21 protein-coding genes and 1 pseudogene are annotated in these 20,472 nt (G+C 62.8%); 6 read left to right on the top strand and 16 right to left on the bottom strand.

Annotated elements, in window-relative coordinates; all coding sequences use genetic code 11:
* On the top strand, positions 1-333 hold a 333-nt coding region (locus CV023_RS09220; protein ID WP_230745166.1), incomplete at its 5' end, for a hypothetical protein.
* A gap of 190 nt (positions 334-523) precedes the next feature.
* Here CV023_RS09220 and CV023_RS09215 read toward each other — a convergent pair.
* The 5 genes from CV023_RS09215 to pheS form a co-directional block, all read right to left on the bottom strand.
* Entirely contained in the window at positions 524-1,228 is a 705-nt protein-coding gene (locus tag CV023_RS09215; protein ID WP_230745165.1) for a DUF6308 family protein, read from the bottom strand.
* Between the two features lie 16 nt (positions 1,229-1,244).
* A complete protein-coding gene (locus CV023_RS09210) occupies positions 1,245-1,775 on the bottom strand; it encodes a GIY-YIG nuclease family protein (protein ID WP_230745164.1) in 531 nt (176 codons plus the stop codon).
* 143 nt (positions 1,776-1,918) lie between these two features.
* Positions 1,919-2,797 carry an SDR family NAD(P)-dependent oxidoreductase gene (locus tag CV023_RS09205; protein ID WP_230745163.1) on the bottom strand — a complete coding sequence of 293 codons (879 nt, stop codon included), beginning with the start codon at positions 2,795-2,797 and terminating at the stop codon, positions 1,919-1,921.
* 179 nt (positions 2,798-2,976) lie between these two features.
* Positions 2,977-5,562, bottom strand: a complete 2,586-nt coding sequence (gene pheT, locus CV023_RS09200; protein WP_230745162.1) for a phenylalanine--tRNA ligase subunit beta — start codon at positions 5,560-5,562, stop codon at positions 2,977-2,979.
* Position 5,563: 1 nt separating this feature from the next.
* Positions 5,564-6,607: a phenylalanine--tRNA ligase subunit alpha gene (gene pheS / locus CV023_RS09195; protein ID WP_230745161.1), complete on the bottom strand. Its 1,044-nt coding sequence runs from the start codon at positions 6,605-6,607 to the stop codon at positions 5,564-5,566.
* Positions 6,608-6,816: 209 nt separating this feature from the next.
* Here pheS and CV023_RS09190 point away from each other — a divergent pair, with 209 nt between their 5' ends.
* Positions 6,817-8,448, top strand: a complete 1,632-nt coding sequence (locus CV023_RS09190; protein ID WP_230745160.1) for an acetolactate synthase large subunit — start codon at positions 6,817-6,819, stop codon at positions 8,446-8,448.
* A gap of 24 nt (positions 8,449-8,472) precedes the next feature.
* Here CV023_RS09190 and CV023_RS19125 read toward each other — a convergent pair.
* A pseudogene (locus tag CV023_RS19125) lies at positions 8,473-8,661 on the bottom strand (DUF429 domain-containing protein); the annotation flags it as partial.
* Between the two features lie 88 nt (positions 8,662-8,749).
* Here CV023_RS19125 and CV023_RS09185 point away from each other — a divergent pair.
* Positions 8,750-9,658: a DUF2268 domain-containing protein gene (locus CV023_RS09185; RefSeq protein WP_230745159.1), complete on the top strand. Its 909-nt coding sequence runs from the start codon at positions 8,750-8,752 to the stop codon at positions 9,656-9,658.
* Positions 9,659-9,784: 126 nt separating this feature from the next.
* On the opposite strand, the gene CV023_RS09180 is transcribed toward CV023_RS09185, so the two are convergent.
* Positions 9,785-10,444, bottom strand: coding sequence for a pentapeptide repeat-containing protein (locus CV023_RS09180; protein WP_230745158.1), 660 nt, complete (start codon positions 10,442-10,444; stop codon positions 9,785-9,787).
* 161 nt (positions 10,445-10,605) lie between these two features.
* Between CV023_RS09180 and CV023_RS09175 the strand changes: the two genes are divergently transcribed.
* Entirely contained in the window at positions 10,606-11,022 is a 417-nt protein-coding gene (locus CV023_RS09175; RefSeq protein ID WP_230745157.1) for a VOC family protein, read from the top strand.
* A 15-nt stretch (positions 11,023-11,037) separates the two neighbouring features.
* On the opposite strand, the gene CV023_RS09170 is transcribed toward CV023_RS09175, so the two are convergent.
* From CV023_RS09170 to infC, 6 genes are all read right to left on the bottom strand, one after another.
* Positions 11,038-11,304: a hypothetical protein gene (locus CV023_RS09170; protein ID WP_230745156.1), complete on the bottom strand. Its 267-nt coding sequence runs from the start codon at positions 11,302-11,304 to the stop codon at positions 11,038-11,040.
* Between the two features lie 187 nt (positions 11,305-11,491).
* A complete protein-coding gene (locus CV023_RS09165) occupies positions 11,492-12,166 on the bottom strand; it encodes a hypothetical protein (protein ID WP_230745155.1) in 675 nt (224 codons plus the stop codon).
* Between the two features lie 59 nt (positions 12,167-12,225).
* Positions 12,226-13,047, bottom strand: a complete 822-nt coding sequence (locus CV023_RS09160; protein WP_230745154.1) for a TrmH family RNA methyltransferase — start codon at positions 13,045-13,047, stop codon at positions 12,226-12,228.
* Positions 13,048-13,162: 115 nt separating this feature from the next.
* The gene (gene rplT / locus CV023_RS09155; RefSeq protein WP_230745153.1) at positions 13,163-13,552 is read right to left on the bottom strand and encodes a 50S ribosomal protein L20; all 390 of its coding nucleotides are present in this window, start codon (positions 13,550-13,552) and stop codon (positions 13,163-13,165) included.
* A 109-nt stretch (positions 13,553-13,661) separates the two neighbouring features.
* Positions 13,662-13,868 (bottom strand): 50S ribosomal protein L35, encoded by a 207-nt coding sequence (rpmI, locus tag CV023_RS09150; protein ID WP_230745152.1) that lies wholly within the window; start codon positions 13,866-13,868, stop codon positions 13,662-13,664.
* 96 nt (positions 13,869-13,964) lie between these two features.
* The gene (gene infC / locus CV023_RS09145) at positions 13,965-14,657 is read right to left on the bottom strand and encodes a translation initiation factor IF-3 (protein ID WP_230745151.1); all 693 of its coding nucleotides are present in this window, start codon (positions 14,655-14,657) and stop codon (positions 13,965-13,967) included.
* Between the two features lie 254 nt (positions 14,658-14,911).
* Between infC and CV023_RS09140 the strand changes: the two genes are divergently transcribed.
* Positions 14,912-15,283 carry a DUF1844 domain-containing protein gene (locus tag CV023_RS09140; RefSeq protein WP_230745150.1) on the top strand — a complete coding sequence of 124 codons (372 nt, stop codon included), beginning with the start codon at positions 14,912-14,914 and terminating at the stop codon, positions 15,281-15,283.
* A gap of 100 nt (positions 15,284-15,383) precedes the next feature.
* Here CV023_RS09140 and CV023_RS09135 read toward each other — a convergent pair whose 3' ends face one another.
* On the bottom strand, positions 15,384-16,058 hold the full coding sequence (locus CV023_RS09135) for a TetR/AcrR family transcriptional regulator (RefSeq protein WP_230745149.1): 675 nt from the start codon (positions 16,056-16,058) through the stop codon (positions 15,384-15,386).
* Positions 16,059-16,228: 170 nt separating this feature from the next.
* Here CV023_RS09135 and CV023_RS09130 point away from each other — a divergent pair, with 170 nt between their 5' ends.
* Positions 16,229-17,179 carry an NAD-dependent epimerase/dehydratase family protein gene (locus tag CV023_RS09130; RefSeq protein WP_230745148.1) on the top strand — a complete coding sequence of 317 codons (951 nt, stop codon included), beginning with the start codon at positions 16,229-16,231 and terminating at the stop codon, positions 17,177-17,179.
* 114 nt (positions 17,180-17,293) lie between these two features.
* On the opposite strand, the gene CV023_RS09125 is transcribed toward CV023_RS09130, so the two are convergent.
* Together CV023_RS09125 and CV023_RS09120 are read right to left on the bottom strand one after the other, a co-directional pair.
* Positions 17,294-18,928, bottom strand: a complete 1,635-nt coding sequence (locus CV023_RS09125) for an AbgT family transporter (RefSeq protein WP_230745147.1) — start codon at positions 18,926-18,928, stop codon at positions 17,294-17,296.
* A 123-nt stretch (positions 18,929-19,051) separates the two neighbouring features.
* A complete protein-coding gene (locus CV023_RS09120; protein WP_230745146.1) occupies positions 19,052-20,458 on the bottom strand; it encodes an amidohydrolase in 1,407 nt (468 codons plus the stop codon).
* Positions 20,459-20,472: the final 14 nt, after the last annotated feature.

The following is a 20,472-nucleotide window of genomic DNA, read 5'->3' as shown; positions in this document are numbered from 1 at the left end:
GGCCACGTCGAGGTCTTTCGGATGGGTTGTGTGAGAACTTCCATCATCGGAAGACCTCGACGTCTATCCGGGCAACGCCACGCCGTGATCTGGAATCACCGACCTACACTCTCGTTTACGAAGAGCCTTGAAACCGACCGACAAGGAATTGAGTTCCTCGGGTTCCTCATCGGGCTGCCGGTGACGTTCGGGTGGCTCGTCCTCGGTCTGGTCGTGACGTCGCTGGTCGGCCTGATCAAAAACTTGCGCTGGTGGCGGAAGGGCTTACTCTCACTTGGCATCTGCCTTGCACTCACCGCAGCCATTGTCGCCATAATCATTCAGGTTCGTTAAATCCCAATAGCTATAGGTTCCCGAGCCTCTTGGACTCGCCTCTGATGTCATTTGAGTTTGCTGCGCCTGGCGAAATAGGCGACACCCATGTGCAGTTCAATCCTAATCGTCGTGGTCACCCTTCCGGTCTTAGCCTGGATACTTCCAACCAACACAGTGAACATCCAGGAGTTCAGGAGAATGTCTTTCTCTACTGACGTCCCTTCTTCGGTGCAGCCATCCAAAGTGCTACGTCCAGTTGCCGCAACGGCTCCGAGTCAAAACTGACACTCAGTTCGTCTTTCATCTCCTCGGCCTCAGCCACTTTTGCGCCAAGTACAGTGCGAATATCTTCGTCCCTCATCAACTCGCGGAAGACGACCCAGTCTTTCGCTCGGTCGTTCAACCGACTGATTCCCAAGAAGTCACAAACCACGCGGTCGCGCACAGGAAACAAATTTGGCCGTTTGCGAGCGACGATTTTGCTTGCGGTCACCCATGGATTTGAACTCTTTGTGTCTGCTTTGGCCAACAACGATTTGACAAGATCATAGAATCTTTCCATCGACGGAAAATCCTGTTCGTTTGTCTCTTCGAGAGAACAATTAGGGAGTGACTCTAGCGCGTCACGAAGTTCATCTTGAGTTTCCTTGCTTTCAAGGACTCGACGGATCGCAAGAACTGGAATGTCCACTGACAAGGTAGTCACTGCCAGCAGGTCGGTTGCTGTAATCGCGTCAGAACGGTTAGGTTTCAGGCTAGCAAAAGTCGCCCCTGCGTAGTTAGTGTCGACGTCGTAATAACGGCGAATCCGATCAGGTGTTTCACCGTCGTTGAGGACCTGCAGACACTGCTGCTTTGCGAAGTCGAACGTGTCTGAACTGACAACAGTGAAGGCATTCTCTGTTTCAGTCATTTCGTGAAATCCTTCTTCAGGGACGTGGCTTAAGCCGTGGCGCTAGGTCGTCGAACATCAGGACTTCTGGATCACGATTTGCGACTTGGTACCACTCTTCACCTTCGGCGAACTGGGTCATCGCTTTGTTGGCAAGTGGCTGCATCGCCTGCTGCAGTAATGCTTCCAGGTCACGAATCAAATCTTTGGTATCGAGACTTTCCACTCCGTTGTAGGTTTGAGCAACTGTTTCAACGCCGTCGTCGCCGATGGCACCTTCGTCGTCGGGAGAATCGAATGTAAACCAGGAAAACCGGTTCCACTTCTGAGAATGCTTGTCTTCGAGATGGTCACGGATTCGGCTACCAATTCCATTGCCTCCTACTGCGAGACCCACGTAATAGACGTTGACGTCGTTGTAGAGAATGTAAACACCGCGTGCCCGTCTAAAATCAACGATTCGGAGACTTCCAGAGTTCAGACCTCGCCGTCCCAAGAGCCGCCACGGCCGAGCGTCCCAGTCGACTAACCCTTGTTCCCAGAACAGTCCGTACGCTCCAATAATCATGAACTCGACTCCCCTTTGAGTTGTTTGCAAACCATGTCATCATCTTGGCCTAAGACTATCCATATTTGAGCGCGACTAGGGCAACTGTCTTAGGATTCTCGAATCCTTCATTACCTACAACCGATGAGGCAGTAGTGATTGCCTCAACCAAGGACCATTCGTCGTGTCGACTCTTTCAGACCGGCCGCCTCAGCCAGCAACGACTCTTCTGAATCCGCACCGGCGCGGACGTACAGCCCGGTGAACGCGTCCAGGGTTCCCGAGGCCAGGGCCAACGCAAGGCCCGTTACCTGCGCGGGTGAGGTCCAGTCATCTCCCTGACGGAAGTCATGGACCGGCATCGACTTCGTCATCGAGGTCTCGACGACGCCGGGTGCCATTTCGAAGATTCTCAGTCCCTTGTCGTGACCGTAGTGGACAACCGAATCTGCGATGCGGAACAGCGCCGCTTTCGACGCCGAGTACACGGCATACGCCGGCGTTCCCTTCGCTCCTGACCCCGAATTGAGGTCAATGATGCGGCTCGGCCGACTTGTCGCCTCGGCGCCCGCCATCAGAACGGGCCCGAACACGTTGATCATGAGAGCAACTCCGAGGACGTTCGCGTCGACGACGCCCTTGAGACTCTCCGGATCGGCGTCCCACAGTGGACCCTCCGTCGACTCAATGCGACCCGCATTGTTGATGAGCACCTGCAGACGCTTCCCTGTCGATTTCTCGAGCTGTGCGACAGAGTCACGCAGCTGGTTCACCGCCGTGATGTCATCGGTGCGCAGACCGACACCGGTCACCGCTCCCCCGGTCGCCTCAGCGATCTCTTCAGCCGCAGCTTCCGCTTTCTCTGCCGAGGTGGCCGTCACGATCACGTCATACCCGGCCTTCGCGAACGCCTCCGACAGGTGACGCCCGATTCCGCGGGCACCGCCGGTGATGAGCGCGATCGTGTCGGACGGAACCGCTGTCGCTTCAGAGGCTCCGTCGGTCGTGGGCATGTTGGTTCCGTAGGGCAGCTTCTCGGACATGATCGGGACTCCTCGGTGTTGGTCGGGTGCGGGTGGTCAGTTGTCCAGGTGCGCGGAACAGGTGCTCACGCCCGCGCGTTCGGTTGCTCGCGTGCTCGCTGCTGCGATGGTCGGCGCGAATACGACAGAGCCCGGTCGAACCACTGTAGCGGTCGACCGGGCACTGTTACGCACTGTTCTCAGCTGCGGACTTCGGCGCCGTGACGCTCAGCGGCCAGCTTCGTCGCCGCCTCACGCATCGCCGAGGCCTCATCGGCCTTGAGCGTGCGATCCGGGGCACGGAACGTCAGGCGGAACGCCAGAGACTTCTTCCCCTCGGGCAACTGGTCGCCGGTGTAGAGGTCGAAGGTCTCGAGCAGTTCGAGCTCCTCCCCTGCACCTTCACGCAGCGTCGCGGCCAGAGTCTGCGTCGGCAGCTCGGCATCGACGATGAGGGCAACGTCCTGACGCGACACCGGATAGGTCGACAGCGCACCATCCCAGGCGCGCAGGTCATCCTGAGCCAGCAGCGCGTCAAGATCGATCTCGAATCCGACCGTCCGGGCCGGCAGACCGAGGTTCTCGCACACCTTTGGGTGCAGCTCACCGGCATGACCGAGAATCTGCCCGTCGGCGAGGATGAACTTCGCCGCACGGCCCGGATGCCAGGGAGCGATCTGATCGGCTTCGACGGTGACCTCAAGGCCATTCGTTTCAGCGATCCGGCGGACGGTGTCGATGACGTCGGTGGCCTCGGCCTTGCGGCCCTTGCCCCAGACACCGGGCATCTCCGCATTTCCGGAGATGATGCCCGCGTAGTGGTACGGCTGGTGCGGCACCGACGCGTAGATTGTCGAGAGCTCGTCATCGCTCGGGTGGTAGCCGGGCAGGTGACGCGGTCCGGGACCTTCAGGCAGACCCGCTGAGGTGGACACCAATCCCGCCTCGAAGAGTGCGACGTCCTTCGCCCCGCGGCCCTGGTTGCGAACCACGAGGTCGACGAGCGTCGAGAGCAGGTTGGTGCGCATGAGCGGCAGGTCTTCGGACATCGGGTTCGCCAGACGTACATGCTTGCGGCGCACGTCATCGGCCTCGAGCCGCAGCTGCTCGTCTCGCTTGTCGTTCGTGAACGGGTAGGACAGCACTTCGGTGAACCCGTCGGCGGCCAACAGGTTCGAGATCCGGCGACGCGTCTTCTGCGCGACGGTCAGTCCGTTGCCGGCCCGAGCGGCGGGCTGAACGGAGGGGATGCGGTCGTAGCCGCCAGTGCGGGCGACTTCCTCGATGAGGTCGACGTCATCGGTGATGTCCGTGCGCCAGCTGGGCACGGTCACCGACACGGTCTCCTCGTCCTTAGTCGACACTGTTGCGCCGATGCCCTCAAGAAGTGAGGTCACCTCGGCGACGGTGTAATCGACACCGACCAAGGAAGCAACACGGGCGACCTTGAGGTCGAGCACAGTCGGCTCGGGGGCCTGACCGACCTGCGTAGTCGCAGGGCTGAGCGTGCCGCCGCCGAGTTCGACGAGCAGATCCGCGCAGCGACGAGCTGCCACAGGGGCCAGTTTCGGGTCGACTCCGCGTTCGAAACGACGCGAGGCCTCCGAGGACAGCTTGTGCCGACGGGAGGTGCGGGCAATCGAGATCGGGTCGAAGTGAGCGGCCTCGATGACGACGTCGGTCGTCTGATCGTTGACCTCGACATCGGCGCCGCCCATGACTCCGGCCAGGCCGATAATCTTCCCGCCCTTGCCATTGGCACCGGGTCCCCGGTCGGAGATGAGCAGATCCTCGGAGTCGAGCGTGCGCTCGACGTCGTCGAGGGTCGTGAACTTCTCCCCCGCACTCGCACGACGGACGACGATTTCGTCACCGAGCAGCGCGGTGTCGTAGGCGTGCAGCGGCTGACCGAGTTCGAGCATGACGTAGTTCGTGACGTCCACGGTCAGACTGATCGGGCGCATTCCCGCCTGCTGCAGGCGACGCTGCATCCAGAACGGAGTCTTCGCCTGAGGATCAAGCCCCGTCACCTGAAGTGCAGTGAACTGGTCGCAGCCAGCGACCTCGTTGATGGGGTTGTTGTTCTCAACCGTGACCGGGAATCCATCGTCGGTGGCCGCATTGGTGGGAGCCACCTCGGCGGATCCGATATCGGTGAAGGTCTGCCCCCTCATCTGCGCATATTCGCGTCCGATACCGCGCATCGACAGCTGGTAGCCGCGGTCGGGGGTGACGTTGACGTCGAGGGTGACCTGGTCGAGGCCGAGCAGCGCGATCGCGTCATCGCCGGGCTCACCGGTCAGACCAAGATCCGACAGCACGATGATGCCGGAGTGATCCTCGCCGAGGCCGAGCTCCTTGGCCGAGCAGATCATGCCGTCGGACTTGTGACCGTAGGTCTTCCGCGCAGCGATGGCGAAGTCATCGGGCAGGACGGCTCCGGGCAGGCAGGCGACGATGAGGTCGCCGGGCACGAAGTTGTGGGCACCGCAGATGATGCCGCGGCTCGGCACCTCGGGTCCGGGCTGCGGGTCCTTCGGGTCGTCGAGATCCTCGTTGTGTTCGGGTCCGACGTCGACGCGGCACCAGTTGACGGTCTTGCCGTTGGAGTGCTCTTCCTTGACGAGTTCGAGCACACGACCGACGACGAGGGGCTCGGTGATCTCGGGTCCGAAGAAGTCCTCTTCCTCGAGTCCGATGGACGCGAATTCGGCGGCGAGGGCATGGGGGTCGGTCTCGGCTGGGAGATCGACATAGTCGGCCAGCCAGTTCAGTGGGACGCGCATATCAAGCCTTCATTCCGAAACGGGCCGAGAAGCGCACATCGCCTTCGACCATGTCGTGCATATCGTTGATTCCCTCGCGCAGCATCAGGGTGCGCTCGATGCCCATGCCGAAGGCGAAGCCCTGGTAGACATCGGGGTCGATGCCGGCGGCGCGCAGCACGTTGGGGTGGACCATTCCGCAGCCGCCCCATTCGATCCAGCCGGGGCCGCCGACCTTGTTGGGGAACCAGAAGTCCATCTCCGCGCTCGGTTCGGTGAACGGGAAGAAGCTCGGGCGCAGGCGGGTCTTCGACTCAGGCCCGAACATTTCGCGGGCGAAGCCGTCGAGGGTGCCCTGCAGGTTGGCCATGGTCAGGCCCTTGTCGATGGCGATGCCTTCGATCTGGTGGAAGACCGGGGTGTGGGTGGCGTCGAGCTCATCGGTGCGGAAGGTCTTGCCCGGGCACACGACGTAGAGCGGCACGCCGCGCTCAAGCAGGGAGCGCGACTGCACCGGTGAGGTGTGGGTGCGCAGGACGAGGCCGGCATCGGCGGGGTCGACGAAGAACGTGTCCTGCATCTGGCGGGCCGGATGGTCGGGTCCGAAGTTGAGCGCATCGAAGTTCAGCCACTCGGATTCGATCTCGGGTCCTTCGGCGACCTCCCAGCCGAGGCCGACGAAGTAGTCCGCGGCCTGTTCCTGGATGAGGGACAGCGGGTGGCGGGCACCGAGCTGGCGACGACCGGTGGGCAGGGTGACATCGATGGACTCTTCGATGAGGACCGCGGCGTCGCGTTCGGCTTCCAACTCGCCGAGGCGGTCGTCGTGGGCCTTCTTGACCTGTCCCCTGGACTTGCCGACGATCTTGCCGGCGGCGGCCTTGTCGGCCTTGTCGAGTCCGCCGATGGCTCGGTTGGCCAGCGCCAGCGGCGACTTGTCACCGGTGTGGTCGATCTTCGCCTGCTTGAGATCGTCGAGGGTGGTGGCGTCCGCGAAGGCGCTCAGGGCAGCGTCAACGGCCGCCTTCACGGCCGACTCGTCCAGAGGGTCGAGCTGGTCTGTCATCAATGTCCTTTGTGCGTGTCGTTCGGACTGATCGTCTTCTTGGTGTCAGTCTATCGTCTCCGCATCGTCGTTCTGCCGTGGGTCCGGTAAGCGATCCGGGCACTTGAAGTGTCCCGGAATCTGTCACTGCCACCGGGTCAATCTGCGGTCATCGCGCTGGTGTGCCCTGGCTCATAGGGCAGAGTACGTGGGAGTAGTAGTGTCGAAGCATGACGACTCTCAAGGCTTCCGATGTCATGGTCCGGGCTCTCGAGAACGAGGGGGTCGAACGCATCTTCGGGATTCCCGGTGAAGAGAATCTCGACTTCATCGATTCGCTGCGCCAGTCCTCCATCGAACTCATCCTCACCCGCCACGAGCAGGCTGCCGCATTCATGGCCGCGACTTATGGCCGACTGACCGGCACACCCGGGGTGTGCCTGACGACCCTCGGGCCGGGGGCACTCAACCTGGCGACCGGGGCCGCGTACGCCCACCTCGGCGGGATGCCGATGGTCATGATCACCGGGCAGAAGGGCATTCGCACCGCCGAGCAGGCCCGGTTCCAGATCGTCAACACGGTCGCCACGATGGGTCCGCTGACGAAGTCCACGCATCAGATCTCCTCGGCGCGGATGATTCCGACCCTGGTCAGGGAGGCGTTCCGCACCGCGCAGGACGAACGTCCGGGGCCGGTGCACCTCGAACTTCCGGAGGACATCGCCTCGGTGCCGGTGGAGAACTTCGATCTCATCTCCCCGCATACGACGAATCGTGCGGTTGCCGCGGACTCCGCCCTCGATCACGCCGCCGAGGTGATCCGTCGTGCCGAACGCCCGCTGCTCATGGTCGGCGCGGACGCGGCCCGCTCGGACTGCAGCCAGTCGCTCGCGGACTTCGTTCCGCGCGTCGGCATCCCCTACTTCACCACCCAGATGGGCAAGGGCACGGTGTCCGGGTCGGTCGAGCTCTACATGGGCACCGCGGCGTTGACCGACCGCGATTACGTTCACGATGCGATCGAGAAGGCCGATGTCATCGTCACCATCGGCCACGATACGACGGAGAAGCCGCCGTTCACGATGAACGAGCGTGGACCGACCGTCGTCCACCTCGGGTACAGGGCGCCCTTGGTCGAGCAGGTCTATTTCCCGCAGGCCGAGGCGGTCGGCGATCTGGGCCCGACGCTGAGCAGGCTTGCCGATATGTTGGAAGGTCAGGTGCCCAACGCTCAGGCGCTGCTGCCGATGCGTGAGGGGATCCTGGCGAAGATCGCGGAGCGGGCGACCGAGCACCGGTTTACCCCGCAGCGGATCGTCCATGATGTGCGTGGCGTGATGCCCGTCGATGGGATCGTCGCCCTGGACAACGGCATGTACAAGATCTGGTTCGCCAGGAACTACCGGACGACTCGGGCGAACACGCTGCTGCTCGACAATGCCCTGGCGACGATGGGTGCCGGGCTGCCCTCGGCGATCGCGGCCAAGCTCACGCATTCGGAGCGCCGAGTCATGGCCGTCGTCGGCGATGGCGGGTTCATGATGAACAGCCAGGAGCTCGAGACGGCCGTGCGACTGGGCCTCGACCTTGTTGTGCTCATCCTCGAAGACAACGCCTACGGCATGATCCGGTGGAAGCAGGAATCCGATGGGATGGCCGACTTCGGGATGACCTTCACCAACCCGGACTTCGTCACCTACGCCCAGGCATATGGGGCGACCGGGCGGCGGGTCGAGGACATCGAGGATCTGCGGCCGACGCTGGAGTCCGCGTTCACCGAGGGTGGCGTGCAGGTCGTTGTCGCGCCGGTCGATTACACGGAGAACAAGCGGGTGCTCATTGACGAGTTGGGGCGGCGGTGAACTGTCGTCGTTCCTCTCGCCGGGTCACGTCTGCGGGATCCAAATCCATCCTTCGTGCCGGACAACTGAGCTCAGATCGTCCGGCGGCGGTACACAGCGACCGCAGAAGGCTTCATAAGCGATGAGTGCAGCGAGAACTGCATCGAGAGCGTTGTCGTCGTCGATGCAGTGGTCAGCGTGGCCATTCCACTCAAGCTTCGGAAACCTCATAGATAACGAGTCAACTAGCTGTACTGACCGTGGACATTGATTGAAGCGATGGTTGACCTTGCCCCGGCGTCAACGTTTACAGTCAAGTGTCATGACCATTTCATTGATTGACAGCGCCACTGCGATGGCGCGGGTTTTAGACGCGGCCCCCGATCTGCGGGGGGATCTCATCAGAGAGATGTGGGCGCCCATGGCCGGCATGTACCACTTCATTCCTGACGGGCTGGATATGGCGTCCGTCCACCGTCAAAACTTCGGTTTCGACTGGGAGAACACTTCGGACCAGCTACACGAGGGTTTGAAGATGCTGGTGGACACTGATGCGTGGAGACGAGTCGCTGGGGCGCTTGAGGCGGGAGTCGCCGCTTTGAAGGACGCCGACCCGAGCCTGATCGTGCCGGATCTCACGGTGCTGCTCTTGCTCGGCGATCCAACCAACGATCATTTCCTCAATGAGGTACAGGGCTTGTCGGGGTTCGGCGGAATCAGCGGCTACATAGCAATCACGGTGTGGCCCACCCAGCGCGTCCTCGACCGGCTCGAAGCCATCGCCGTCCATGAGCTCCATCACAATGTCCGCTATTCGCCCGGCGGTATCGTCTGGAATCCCAACACAGTCACGGTTGGAGAACACATCATCTCCGAGGGGCTCGCAGACACATTCGCAGCAGAACTCTACGGCGACACTGGATACACCCACTTCGTGACGGATGCGACCCGCTCTGATGACCAGGTTCTTGCGAAGGTCGCGACCGGGCTTGATATCACCGGGATGCAGGACTTCGCGGCGTGGGTTCTCGGCGATGCCACAGCCAAACTTTTCGGTGGTTCGCCGGTAGGCCTGCCCACCGGCGCGGGGTACGCCGCCGGAGCGAGAGTGGTTGCCGCGTACGTCGAAGCCGAAGGCACGACCGCGGCGCAGAACGTATGTACCCCCGCGGCGGAGATCCTGCTGCAGGCTCTACCTCGCCTTGGTCTTGCCCCGTCCGGGCGCGACTGACGACCGAGACGTGATGAGGAGTACGTGATGGAGCGCACCGTCAAGGAACTCGCCGAGCGAGCAGGGATAAGCGGTCGCGCATGGCGTTCCTCTTATTGTCCCTCGTGGCCAGGTACTTTCGTCTGCTCACTCCACACTGATGCCGAGCTCACGGGCGAAGAGTTCGGCAAAGAGCATCAGCTGCGTTTCGTCGATGGTGGCTCCGCGCAGCGAATGCACGCCGGAGATCTTGTGTGGCTGAAGTCCACGGATATCGACGTTGCCGAGCGTGGCCCCTTCGCATTGGAAGACGCCGACGGTGCTGCCGGGGAAGGACACCCGGCTCACCTTGGCCCGATCGAGGTCGATCTCGTCGATGACGCAGTCCCGGAATTCGACGTCGGTCAACTTGGCTCCGCGGAGATTGAGGTAGGAGATGCGGCAGTTGTTGATGACCACCTTCTCCCACACACTGTCGTGGACGACTCCGGCGCCGATCCGCGTGCCGCTGATCTCAGTGTGCAGGAGGTTGCCTCGCGGCATCGTCCACGTGTCGGCCCGTGAGTCAGCGATCGTGGAGCCGGAGAACCGTGTACCGGTGAGGTTGACCGGTGCTTCGGCCTCACCGAAGTTCACTCTGCTCAGGGACGAGTCGAGGAACGTGGCCAAGGAGGAATCGACCTCGGTGAAGTCGAGGTCGGTGAATTCCATGCCTTCGATGAACTCCTCCGGACCGATATCGCCGAGGTAGCCGGGAGTCAGTGTTCCATTGTCGATCTTCGGTGGGCGGGGAGCTTCAGTCGTCATGATCGCAGAGTATCGGTTCGATCTGACATGCGGAGTTTCCACGTCCGCTCAACGTTCACAAGTGCGGCGTCTCACGCCCCACAGCCAGTCGATGGATTCGATGATGACGACGAATCTGGAGGACCCTCCCCTAGACGGGTTTGCCCAACTAGACTGCACGCATGAAGCCTCTGACGACGATCATGTCATTGCCAGTTGCCGACCCTGACCGCACGGCCGAGTTCTACCGCGACGGCCTCGGCCTTCAGACAGACGGAGTCGAGGAAGGCATCGTCGCCTTCGAGCTGCCGAATCTGTCGATCTTCTTCATCGCGGCAGACGAGTACGGCGAGTACCTCGCGCTATCAGGACAAGAAGGTTCGAAGGACCCTGTTCCCGGTGCCAGCGTCATCTCCTGTGCGTTCGCCACCCGGGCTGAAATCGACGACGTTATCGATCGTGCGGTTGCCGCCGGTGGTTCGGCGGAACCGGCTCAGGACGTCGACGGATCGTACATGGGCTATTTCGCCGACCAAGACGGTTACATCTGGGAACTCGTGGCCAATGAACGCACGGCTCAGGCCGCTGAGACCGACTAGCCTCTCAACACGCCCTCACACCGGTTGCCGAGTCGGCGGCTGGCGCGCGAAATCGATCTTTCTCATTGCCAACCGGTAGCGAACGTAGTCTCCGAACACGTAGATCGGCAACGTCACAGTGACGAGGAGATGCGGGACGGAAGGTGACGCCTCGGTCCCGAAACCAGCGGCCCAGAATAGTGCGGCGACGACAATGCACACCACCGCAGATTTCAGCATTTCGTCGAGGCATTGTGCCCGCAGTCCCGAGAGCGTCAGCGGCTGGGTTTTCGCGGCAGTCATTGCCTCACTCCGTCCTGCGGCTCACTTCGTCACGAAAAGGTTACTTGTTCTCACAATAACGGAAGTCAGGTCGACATGGAACCGTCGGCGCCGCTCAACTTCAATGGCGCTGAGGAGTTCTTCCGCCCCTGCATCACCGCGAAAAATCTCAAAAATCACGCAACTCAATCAGTGCGAACACATATCGCTAATCGCATTCTGCGCATACCCCGGTGGCCGACAACTCCATGAAGTGAGTCGGACATACTGCGTTCTGTCTGTCGAAGTTCTTCGTCCGTCGGTTCCGCACTGCAGCCACCTCGGGCGTCAACGTCGGCACCCCACCGTCACTAGGAAGGTCGGTCGCGAATTTCTGATAGCAGAGCAGACGATGCTGGGCGGCCAGATCCTCAACATCAGCGGCAGGATCGCTGTTCACTGCTTTCGGTGCCTGCGCGTAGCCATCACCGATCGTGCCATCCTGGTGCACACAGAGAGAAGTCAGAGGAGGTTCGCCGGCCTCGGCCGCTCTCTTTGCCACCTGCTCGAGCAACTTCCCGCTCCAGTTGCTGATGAGCATCTTCGTACGTATGCCGGAGCGCGCCTGAACTGCCTCGGTAATTTCCTTGTATGTGAGTGTCCGGTTGTACTTCTGGGCTGTCTGAATCAGCAGCTCGTAGGCGATAGTGACCCATGAATGCAGAGCTTCACTGAAATCTGCCTTGGATCCGTCTGCTTCGAAATATGTTCCTTGAGGTGATGACACATTTGTCATCATAGTCCGAACCATCGGCAGCCCCGGGCACATCCAATGGAGCGATCGCAATGAACCAAAAACGGCTTGAGCCGGCTCAGGCAATGCTCCGTCGGAAAAAGTCGTCACCAGTGACGATGAAAACGAAATAAGTGCTGATCGAGGCGACTCATCCCGACCCCGCACCCTCACATCCGCTGATTCCGCGCGCTCTCATAGATGCACACGCCGGCGGCGGTCCCGAGGTTGAGGCTCTCTGCTGACCCGTAGATCGGCACGGCCACAGACGAATCGCACAGTGCCAGATCGCCGGCACTCATCCCCCACGCCTCATTGCCGAACACCCACGCGGTTCGGGCAGACAGATCCAGCCCGGTATCCCACGGATGGTGGAGATCGTGAGCGTCATCGTTCGCATCGGCGGCGAGCACCTGCAGGCCACGGGCACGGGCAAGCTCGGCCACCTCGGCGAGGCCGACACCCGTGACCACTGGAACATGGAACAGGGACCCCGCCGTCGAACGCACGGTCTTGTCGTTGTAGACATCCACCGACGATGAGGTCAGCACCACCGCATCGGCACCGGCGGCATCGGCCAGGCGGATGATCGTGCCGGCATTGCCCGGATCACGAACCTGAGAAAGCACGACGATGAGCTGGGCTTCCTTGTCGACCACAGAGGTCCACTCCACGTCGAGGGCCTTGCACACGGCCACCACACCCTGGGAATTCACTGTCGTCGCCAACTCGGTGAGCACCTCGGCGGTGACGATGTTCCACTGGATCCGCGCATCCTTCACCGCCGAGACGAACTCAGGATGCACCTCGGCGGACTCCTCGGTGATGAAGAGTTCGACGACCGACCCCGACGACGCCAGAGCCTCACGCACGGCCTGCGGCCCCTCGACGAGGAACTGACCGGTGAGCTTGCGATCACGGCGCTTGAGCAGCTTCGCGGCATTCTTGATCCGCTTGGATTGGGGCGAGGAGATGACGTCTGGAAGCTTCATGAGGTTCGTGGTTCCCGTGTTCTCGAGGTGGTCCGGACAGACTCAACGGCCCCGAACTGGAAGTTCGGGGCCGTTGAAGATCACGTCAGTGATCGGCAGTCTGTGGTGACGCTGCTCAGGCGGCGTCGGTCTTCGCTGCGTTGACGTCGGACGGCAGAGCGTCCTTGGCAACCTTGACCAGGTGGGCGAAGGTGGCCGAATCGTTGACGGCGAGCTCGGCGAGCATGCGACGGTCAACCTCGACTCCGGCGGCCTTGAGGCCCTGGATGAAACGGTTGTAGGTCATGCCGTTGGCGCGGGCGCCGGCGTTGATGCGCTGGATCCAGAGGCGACGGAAGTCACCCTTGCGGGCGCGACGGTCACGGTAGCTGTAGACCAGCGAGTGGATGACCTGCTCTTTGGCCTTGCGGTACAGACGCGAACGCTGTCCCCGGTAGCCGCTTGCCCGGTCGAGGATGACCCGGCGCTTCTTGTGGGCGTTGACGGCCCTCTTCACACGTGCCACGTGTTACTCCTTTGAAAATATCGTTCAGCCGGCAGTGCCGGTGTCTGGTTCAAGCTGAGGTGGATGATCCTGGTCCGTTCCGCCGCAGTGAGGCAGTACGGAGCGGGGATCACCTTCCCTTGAGCTTGCCCAGAAGCTTGCGGGCCACCTTGCGATCTCCGCCGGTGATTTCCTGATCAGTGGATACGCGACGCTTACGAGCCGAGTTCTTGCCCTCGAACTTGTGCTGGTTGTTCACGCCTTCGCGCATGATCTTGCCACTGCCAGTCACGCGCATGCGCTTCTTGGCACTGCTGTTCGTCTTCTGCTTCGGCATCGTGCCGTTCTCCTTTGCAATTCGTCACCCGCGGCGCACCGCCGGCAACTACTTCACACGACTCGGACCACGCAGGTCCGTGACGTCACTTACTTCTCACGCGTCCTGGTCTGCTGCGTTCTTCTCTGCAGCGACCCGATCGCGTCGGGACTTCACCTCGGCGTTTTGGCCCTTGGAACCCGAAGATGCCTTGCGCGCCTCCGCCTTGGCGTCGGATTTTGATTTGAGAGGGGCGATGACCATCACCATGTTGCGTCCATCGACCCGTGGTGAGGATTCGACAGTGCCGAGGTCCGACACATCTTCGGCCAAGCGGTTGAGCAGCTTGATGCCCATCTCGGGGCGGGACTGCTCACGGCCGCGGAACATGATCATGACCTTGACCTTGTCTCCACCGTCGAGGAAGCGAGTCACATGCCCCTTCTTCGTCTCATAATCGTGTTCGTCGATCTTGAGACGGAAGCGAATCTCCTTCAGTGCCGTGTTCGCCTGGTTCTTCCGGGCTTCCCTGGCCTTCTGAGCAGATTCGTACTTGAATTTTCCGTAGTCCATGAGTTTGGCCACGGGAGGCTTCGCCTGCGGTGCAACCTCGACGAGGTCGAGATCTGCCTCACGGGCGAGATCGAGTGCCTTGCGAATGGCAACGATACCGACCTGTTCACCATTGGGTCCGACCAACCGGACCTCGGGAACCCGAATCCGGTCATTGATGCGCGTCTCGCTGATGTGTTCACTCCTTTTTAGCTCAAATGGGTCGTGGCAATGAAAAAGGCTCCCATTGACACGCATGCCAAGGGAGCCTGCACACACCACAGCAACGGAATTGGGAACCGTTGGAGCTTCAGTGAATACACCTCGACCTGAAATCGCACCGAGTTCGCACTCGCTGGACCTGCAGATCATCGGACCCGATCGCTCTTCGCGATCAAGGTGGGAGTCAGACTCCGCTTCGCACCAGAGTCCAGTGTACTACGCATCATGACACTTCGCACATCGGGGCCGAACGTGCGATTCGCGCGCGGATTCTGTGCCAAGCTTATGCCATGAGTTCTGAAGAATCCGTTCCCGCCGAGGCGGTTGCCGAGGTCACCCGCGACATCGCCGAGGTGCCCGCCGTCGAGGTCATCACCTCAGCCGCCGTCCATCTCATGTCCGCCGCCGCCGTCAAGTGCGGCCTGGCCGAGGACTCCCCCGAACAGCCCGCCGCCGAGCTCCAGGACCTCGACGAGGCCCGCAAGCTCATCACCGCTCTGGCCGGCCTGGTCACCGGTGCCGCCACGGTCATCGGCGACCACCACGCCCGCCCGCTGCGCGATGGCCTGCGCAGCCTGCAGCTGGCCTTCCGCGAAGCCTCGGACATCCCCGATGAACCCGGACAGGGTCCCGGAGAGAAGTTCACCGGCCCCGTCCGCTGATCCACCCGCTGTTGACTGCGGCCCTCGACCATCGGTCGGGGGCCGTTTTCGCATACCCTCGCCGAGGCGGTGCCGCGGAACGGGCGAGAGTGCGGAGTCCTTACGCGCCGAGGTCGGCGATGAGCGCCCGGACGAGATCGGCCTCGACATCGTCGAAGCCGGGGCCGAACTGCCCGAAGCGCAGGCCGTTGACCGCCCCGATGATGGCCACCCATACCGTCAGGGTTCGCATGATCACGGCATCATCGGCGTCGATTCCGAGCTCCTCGAGGCCTTCCCGCAGCGGCCCGAGGGCCTGTGCGGTCCGCGACGGCTCGGCTGAGCTCGGCGCAGAGGTTGCCATTGGGGGCGTCGAAGCCTCCGCGATCAGCTGCGTCAGCGCCACCATGACCCTGGTTCCCGGCACGACGGTCTCCTGCCTCGGCGCCTCATAGTCGGGCACCGGCGTCCCGTAGATGAGCGCCCAACGGTTCGGGTAGCGCCTGGACCAGTCGAGCATGCTCAGCGCCAGGCTCGGCACGCTCCGGTCCTCGGCCAGGGCCGCATCTACCTCTTCGGCGATCTGGGTGAAAGCATCGCGGATGAGGATCGTCAGCAGCTCATCCCGACTCTTGACGTAGCGGTAGACGGCGCTGGAGACGACTCCGAGCTCCCGGGCGACCGCCCGCAGCGACAGTCCGTCGACCCCGTCCTCGTCGACCATCCGGTTGCCGATGCGGGTGATCTGAGCTTCGGTCTCCAGCCGGGCGCGCTGGCGGGGCGTCGTATTCTCCATGCCCCCCACCCTATGATCCGAGAGCAAAGATAACAATAGTGAGCACTGCTCTTGTTTTGTGTCGTCGACTGCTCTACGCTGAATTTCAGAGAGCACCGCTCTCGTTCTGATCGATCATCACTGGCATTTCACCCACCGCACTCGCATCGACACAGCAGAGGACACGGATCATGACCACAGCACTCATCATCGGACACGGACAGATCGGCGCAGAGATCGCCGCCCAACTGAGCGAGGCGGGGATCGAGACAAGAATCGCGACCCGCTCAGCAAAGGCTGCGCTGGTGGACGCTTGGCCAGTGGAGACGGGGACCGTAGAAGGGCCTCCTACTCCCCTCCATGTGCGTGCCGACGCCACCGATCGCAATCAGCTGCGCCGCGCCGCCGAAGGCTCCGACGTCATCTTCGCCTGCGCCCACGCGGCCTATGACAGCAGGGTCTGGGAGCGGATCCTGCCCGCACTCGACGCCGCGGTCCTCGACACCGCCGCAGAACTCGGCATCCCAGTCGTCTTCCCCGAATCCGTCTACGGCTTCGTCGGACTCGAAGGCCCGCTGACCGAGTCCTCTCCCTTCGCCCCGAGCGAGGACAAGGGACGGATCCGGCAGCGCCTCATCGAAGCCCGCCGGTCACACCCGGCCAGGGCCGCCAGCGTCATCGCCGGAGACCTCATCGGCACCACAGCCGAACCGAACTCATCGGTGGTGCGCCTGTGCATCACCGAACGGGTGAAGAACCATCAGCTCCCCTTCGCCCCGGCACGGACGAAAGTCCCTCATGGCATCACGGTCATCGCCGATCTCGCCGCAGCGATGATCCGCACCGGCGAACTCTTACAGAACGACGCGGCGGGGACGCACCGACTGGTCATCGCGCCGACGTCGAATCCGACGCTCGACGAGATCGCCGCCTTCACGGCCTCGGAGGTCGGCACGAAGCCCCGTAAGATCCTCGCACTCCCCCACTGGGTCACCCGCGCCTCGGGACTGTTCGACCGGTCGATGTACGAAATCGCCGCCCTCCGCGAGCTCTGGTACCGACCCAACATCGTCGAACCCGGTGAGATCGCCGAGGAGCTCGGCACCACGCCGTGGCAGCAGGGCGCTCGACAGATGCTGTGAACCCGGGGCGACAGCCGTGGGGTCGCGTGCGGCCGGTCGGGTCGCGTACGGCCTTGTGGGGCCGCGTACGAACCGTCCGGTCGCGTACGACCCGGTGGACCGCCTCGGCGGGGGTCAGTCGAGGAAGATTCCGTTGCCCGGCCCCAAGGGCAGATCGAGGAAGAACCAGATCGCCAGCAGCGCCGCCCAGGCCAGCCAGAACGGGATGACGAACGGGAACATTCGGGAGATCACCGTGCCCAGACCGGCGTTGGGTTCGTAACGGCGGACGAGTCCGAGGAGGACGATCATGTACGGATTGAGCGGGGTGATGACCTGGGTCGCCGAGTCGCCGACGCGGAACCCGGCCTGGATGAACGCCGGTTCGTAGCCGAGGAGGGCGAAGAGCGGGACGAACACTGCGGCCATGAGCGTCCACATCGACGAGCCGGAGACGATGAACAAGTTGAGCACGCTGGCCAGGAGCATGAACCCGATGACCGCGGCAAACCCGGTCAGACCGATGCTCTCGAGCCCGTCGGCGCCGGCCACGGCGATCCACGAACCGATGCCCGTCCAATTGAACAGGGCGATGAACTGGCCGAGGATGAAGGCGAGGATGAGGAAGGACATCATGTCGACGATCGAGTCACTCATCATCCGCACCACATCGTTCATCGAGCGCACACTGCGCACCACGAAACCGTAGACGACGCCCATGAGCATGAAGTACGCGAAGACGATGAACACGATCGAGGACAGCAGCGGCGACTCGGGTAGGAATCCGCCGTCCTCGTTCCGCCACGGCGAGTTCGGGACGAGGAACGCCACGAGCAGGACCGCGGTGAGGATCAGCGCGGACACGAGCGCCCAGATCAGCCCCTTCTTCTCCTCAGGTTCGAGCTCCGCTTTGACCTCCGGGGCGTCCTCCTCGTGCTGCGCTGCAACCTCGGTGTCACTGTAGGGGCTGTCCTTGGCCTGAAATTCCTTGGCCAGGCCCTTCTTGCCCGTCGCGGCGTATTCGCGCGGGACACCCTTGCGGATCATGTTCGGTTCGATGAGCTTGTCGATGATGAACCCGGCGATGATCGCCAAGACGATCGAGGCGGCGATGTTGAAGTAGTAGTTCGACACCGGATTGACCGCCGAATATTCGGTGCCAGGCAGGGTGTCCATCACCGAGGTGGTGATGCCAGCGAACAGGGCGTCGAGGCTGGTCGGCACGATCGAGGTCGAATAGCCGGCACCGGTGGCCGCGAAACCGCCGATGAGCCCGGCCATCGGGTGGCGGCCGGCCGCCTTGAACACGAGGGCGGCCAGCGGCGGAATGATGATGAACGCGGAGTCGGCCATGATCGACCCGACCACGCCGACGAAGCCCACAGCATAAGGCAGCAGCCAGCGGGGGCTCGACCCGAAGGCCACGCGCACGGCGGCCGCGAGCATCCCCGACTTCTCGGCCACGCCCACTGCGAGCAGGATCGGCAGGACAGTGGCCAGCGGCGGGAAGCCGATGTAGTTATCGCCCATCGTCGTCGTCAGCCACGACAGTCCTTCACCTGTGAAGAGGCCTTTGATCGCGACGGTCTCGTCGCCGCCGGGAATGGACACGGAGACACCGGCGAGTGCCATGGCCGTCGACACCGCTCCGGTGATGAGGAAGAGGCCGAGGAAGAGAGTGAAGGGTTCGGGCAGTTTGTTGCCTACCCGTTCGATGCCGTCGAGCATGCGCTGGCCGAAGCCGACCTTGCCCTGGGTCGTCGTTGACATGGTGGTACCTCGTGATCGTTATGTGAGCGGTCAATGGGGTCAGCGTTTAATGGGGTCAGCGGTCGGTGGTCGGTGGTGGTCGGGCCGGTCAGGTTCGGACGGCCGGCCCCGAGGCGGGTGGTCTCAGTCGAAGAAGTGGGGGACGTCGATGGCACCCCCTGCCGCTTCGAACTCGGCGACCACGTCGGCGGCCAGGGCGTCATCGGCCAGGAAGTCCAGTGCGGTGCAGGCCAGACCGTAGGCACCGTCGCGGGCGGCTTCCTCGGCGGCCGGGGAGATCGCGGCGGCCGCGAACTCCCGGGTGTGCAGGGCGATCTCCGAATCCGCAGTCTTGAGCAGCGGGTGGATGCCAGGGATCCGGTAGGAGACATTGCCGAAGTCTGTGGAGGCCGCGATCGATTCGTCGAGGACGCGGGCGGGCAGCGGACTGCGGCCGCGGTCGGTCTCGTGGAGGGCCCACCGTCTGGCCAGGGCGTCGTTGCCGCGCACCGGCAGGGAGGGGGCGTGTTCGTCCCAGCTGATGTCGACGCCGGTCCCGGTCATCAGCGCAGCGCCCTTGGCGACGTCTTCGACTCGTGCGGAGAGCTCCTTGAGCGTATCGGGGTATTTCGATCGCACATAGCACTTGACCTGGGCGTCTTCGGTGATGATCGAGGGCCGGGTGCCGCCGGAGGAGATGACGGAGTGGAGGCGAGAGATCGGCGGCATCTGCTGACGCAGCAGTCCGAGTCCCTGGTAGAAGAGATTCGCCGCGTCGAGGGCGTTCCTGCCCATGAAGGGCTGCGCCGAGGCGTGCGCCGGCACTCCGGAGAAGGTGACGTCGAGGAGGCGTCTGCCCAACCACACCTGTTCGGCGCAGTCGTATCCGTAGCCGTGGACCATGATCGCGGCGTCGATGTCCTCGAAGGCTCCGGCGCGGGCCATGAGTTCTTTGCCGGAGTGGCCCTCTTCGGCGGGGGTGCCGAGGAGGACGACCCTGCCGGGGACCGCGTCCGGATTCTGCTCGCAGAGCGCCGCGATCGCGAGGAAGGCTCCGACGGCGCAGGTGGCGATGAGGTTGTGGCCACAGCCGTGGCCGATCTCCGGCAGGGCGTCGTATTCGGCGAGGATCGCGATCGTCCGGCCCGTGCCGGATCCGGAGGCGGTGGCGGTGGCGGAACCCGTGGTGGCTCCCGAGCCAACGGTGGCGCCGGAGCCGGTGGTGGCTCTGAACGCGGTGTCGAGGCCGAACACTCCGGTCTCGACCTCGATGCCGTGGGAGCGGAGGAGCTCAGCGATGGCCGCGGCCGATTCGTGTTCCTCGAAGGCTGTCTCCGCCAGGCCGTGGATTCTCCGGAGCAGTCCGGTCAGGTCGGTCGAGAGCTCATCGATGCTCTCGGCGATCGCGGTCGTGGAGGCGACGGGGGCACCGGTGAAGGCCGGTTCCCAGGCCGGTGCCGCCTCTGCCCGATCCTGCGTCTCGTGCTCCATGTGCGCGAGGTAGGACTCGTCCGGGGTCTGCGGTCGGGAGAGGTCTCGGATTTCGCTCATGGGTCGAGCCTATT

Source organism: Brevibacterium sp. CCUG 69071 (assembly GCF_021023135.1).
GTDB lineage: Bacteria > Actinomycetota > Actinomycetes > Actinomycetales > Brevibacteriaceae > Brevibacterium.
This window is presented reverse-complemented; position numbering and strand designations above follow the sequence as displayed.

Coding starts and splice junctions, on each gene's coding strand:
- CV023_RS09125 (WP_230745147.1), bottom strand. CDS start 18,928: ATGTCAACGACGACCCAGGGCAAGGTCGGCTTCGGCCAGCGCATGCTC.
- CV023_RS09160 (WP_230745154.1), bottom strand. CDS start 13,047: ATGAAGCTTCCAGACGTCATCTCCTCGCCCCAATCCAAGCGGATCAAG.
- rpmI (WP_230745152.1), bottom strand. CDS start 13,868: ATGCCGAAGCAGAAGACGAACAGCAGTGCCAAGAAGCGCATGCGCGTG.
- CV023_RS09185 (WP_230745159.1), top strand. CDS start 8,750: ATGACCATTTCATTGATTGACAGCGCCACTGCGATGGCGCGGGTTTTA.
- CV023_RS09210 (WP_230745164.1), bottom strand. CDS start 1,775: ATGATTATTGGAGCGTACGGACTGTTCTGGGAACAAGGGTTAGTCGAC.
- CV023_RS09190 (WP_230745160.1), top strand. CDS start 6,817: ATGACGACTCTCAAGGCTTCCGATGTCATGGTCCGGGCTCTCGAGAAC.
- CV023_RS09135 (WP_230745149.1), bottom strand. CDS start 16,058: ATGGAGAATACGACGCCCCGCCAGCGCGCCCGGCTGGAGACCGAAGCT.
- CV023_RS09140 (WP_230745150.1), top strand. CDS start 14,912: ATGAGTTCTGAAGAATCCGTTCCCGCCGAGGCGGTTGCCGAGGTCACC.
- pheS (WP_230745161.1), bottom strand. CDS start 6,607: ATGACAGACCAGCTCGACCCTCTGGACGAGTCGGCCGTGAAGGCGGCC.
- CV023_RS09120 (WP_230745146.1), bottom strand. CDS start 20,458: ATGAGCGAAATCCGAGACCTCTCCCGACCGCAGACCCCGGACGAGTCC.
- CV023_RS09170 (WP_230745156.1), bottom strand. CDS start 11,304: ATGACTGCCGCGAAAACCCAGCCGCTGACGCTCTCGGGACTGCGGGCA.
- CV023_RS09175 (WP_230745157.1), top strand. CDS start 10,606: ATGAAGCCTCTGACGACGATCATGTCATTGCCAGTTGCCGACCCTGAC.
- CV023_RS09205 (WP_230745163.1), bottom strand. CDS start 2,797: ATGTCCGAGAAGCTGCCCTACGGAACCAACATGCCCACGACCGACGGA.
- CV023_RS09215 (WP_230745165.1), bottom strand. CDS start 1,228: ATGACTGAAACAGAGAATGCCTTCACTGTTGTCAGTTCAGACACGTTC.
- infC (WP_230745151.1), bottom strand. CDS start 14,657: ATGCGTGTCAATGGGAGCCTTTTTCATTGCCACGACCCATTTGAGCTA.
- CV023_RS09180 (WP_230745158.1), bottom strand. CDS start 10,444: ATGACGACTGAAGCTCCCCGCCCACCGAAGATCGACAATGGAACACTG.
- CV023_RS09130 (WP_230745148.1), top strand. CDS start 16,229: ATGACCACAGCACTCATCATCGGACACGGACAGATCGGCGCAGAGATC.
- pheT (WP_230745162.1), bottom strand. CDS start 5,562: ATGCGCGTCCCACTGAACTGGCTGGCCGACTATGTCGATCTCCCAGCC.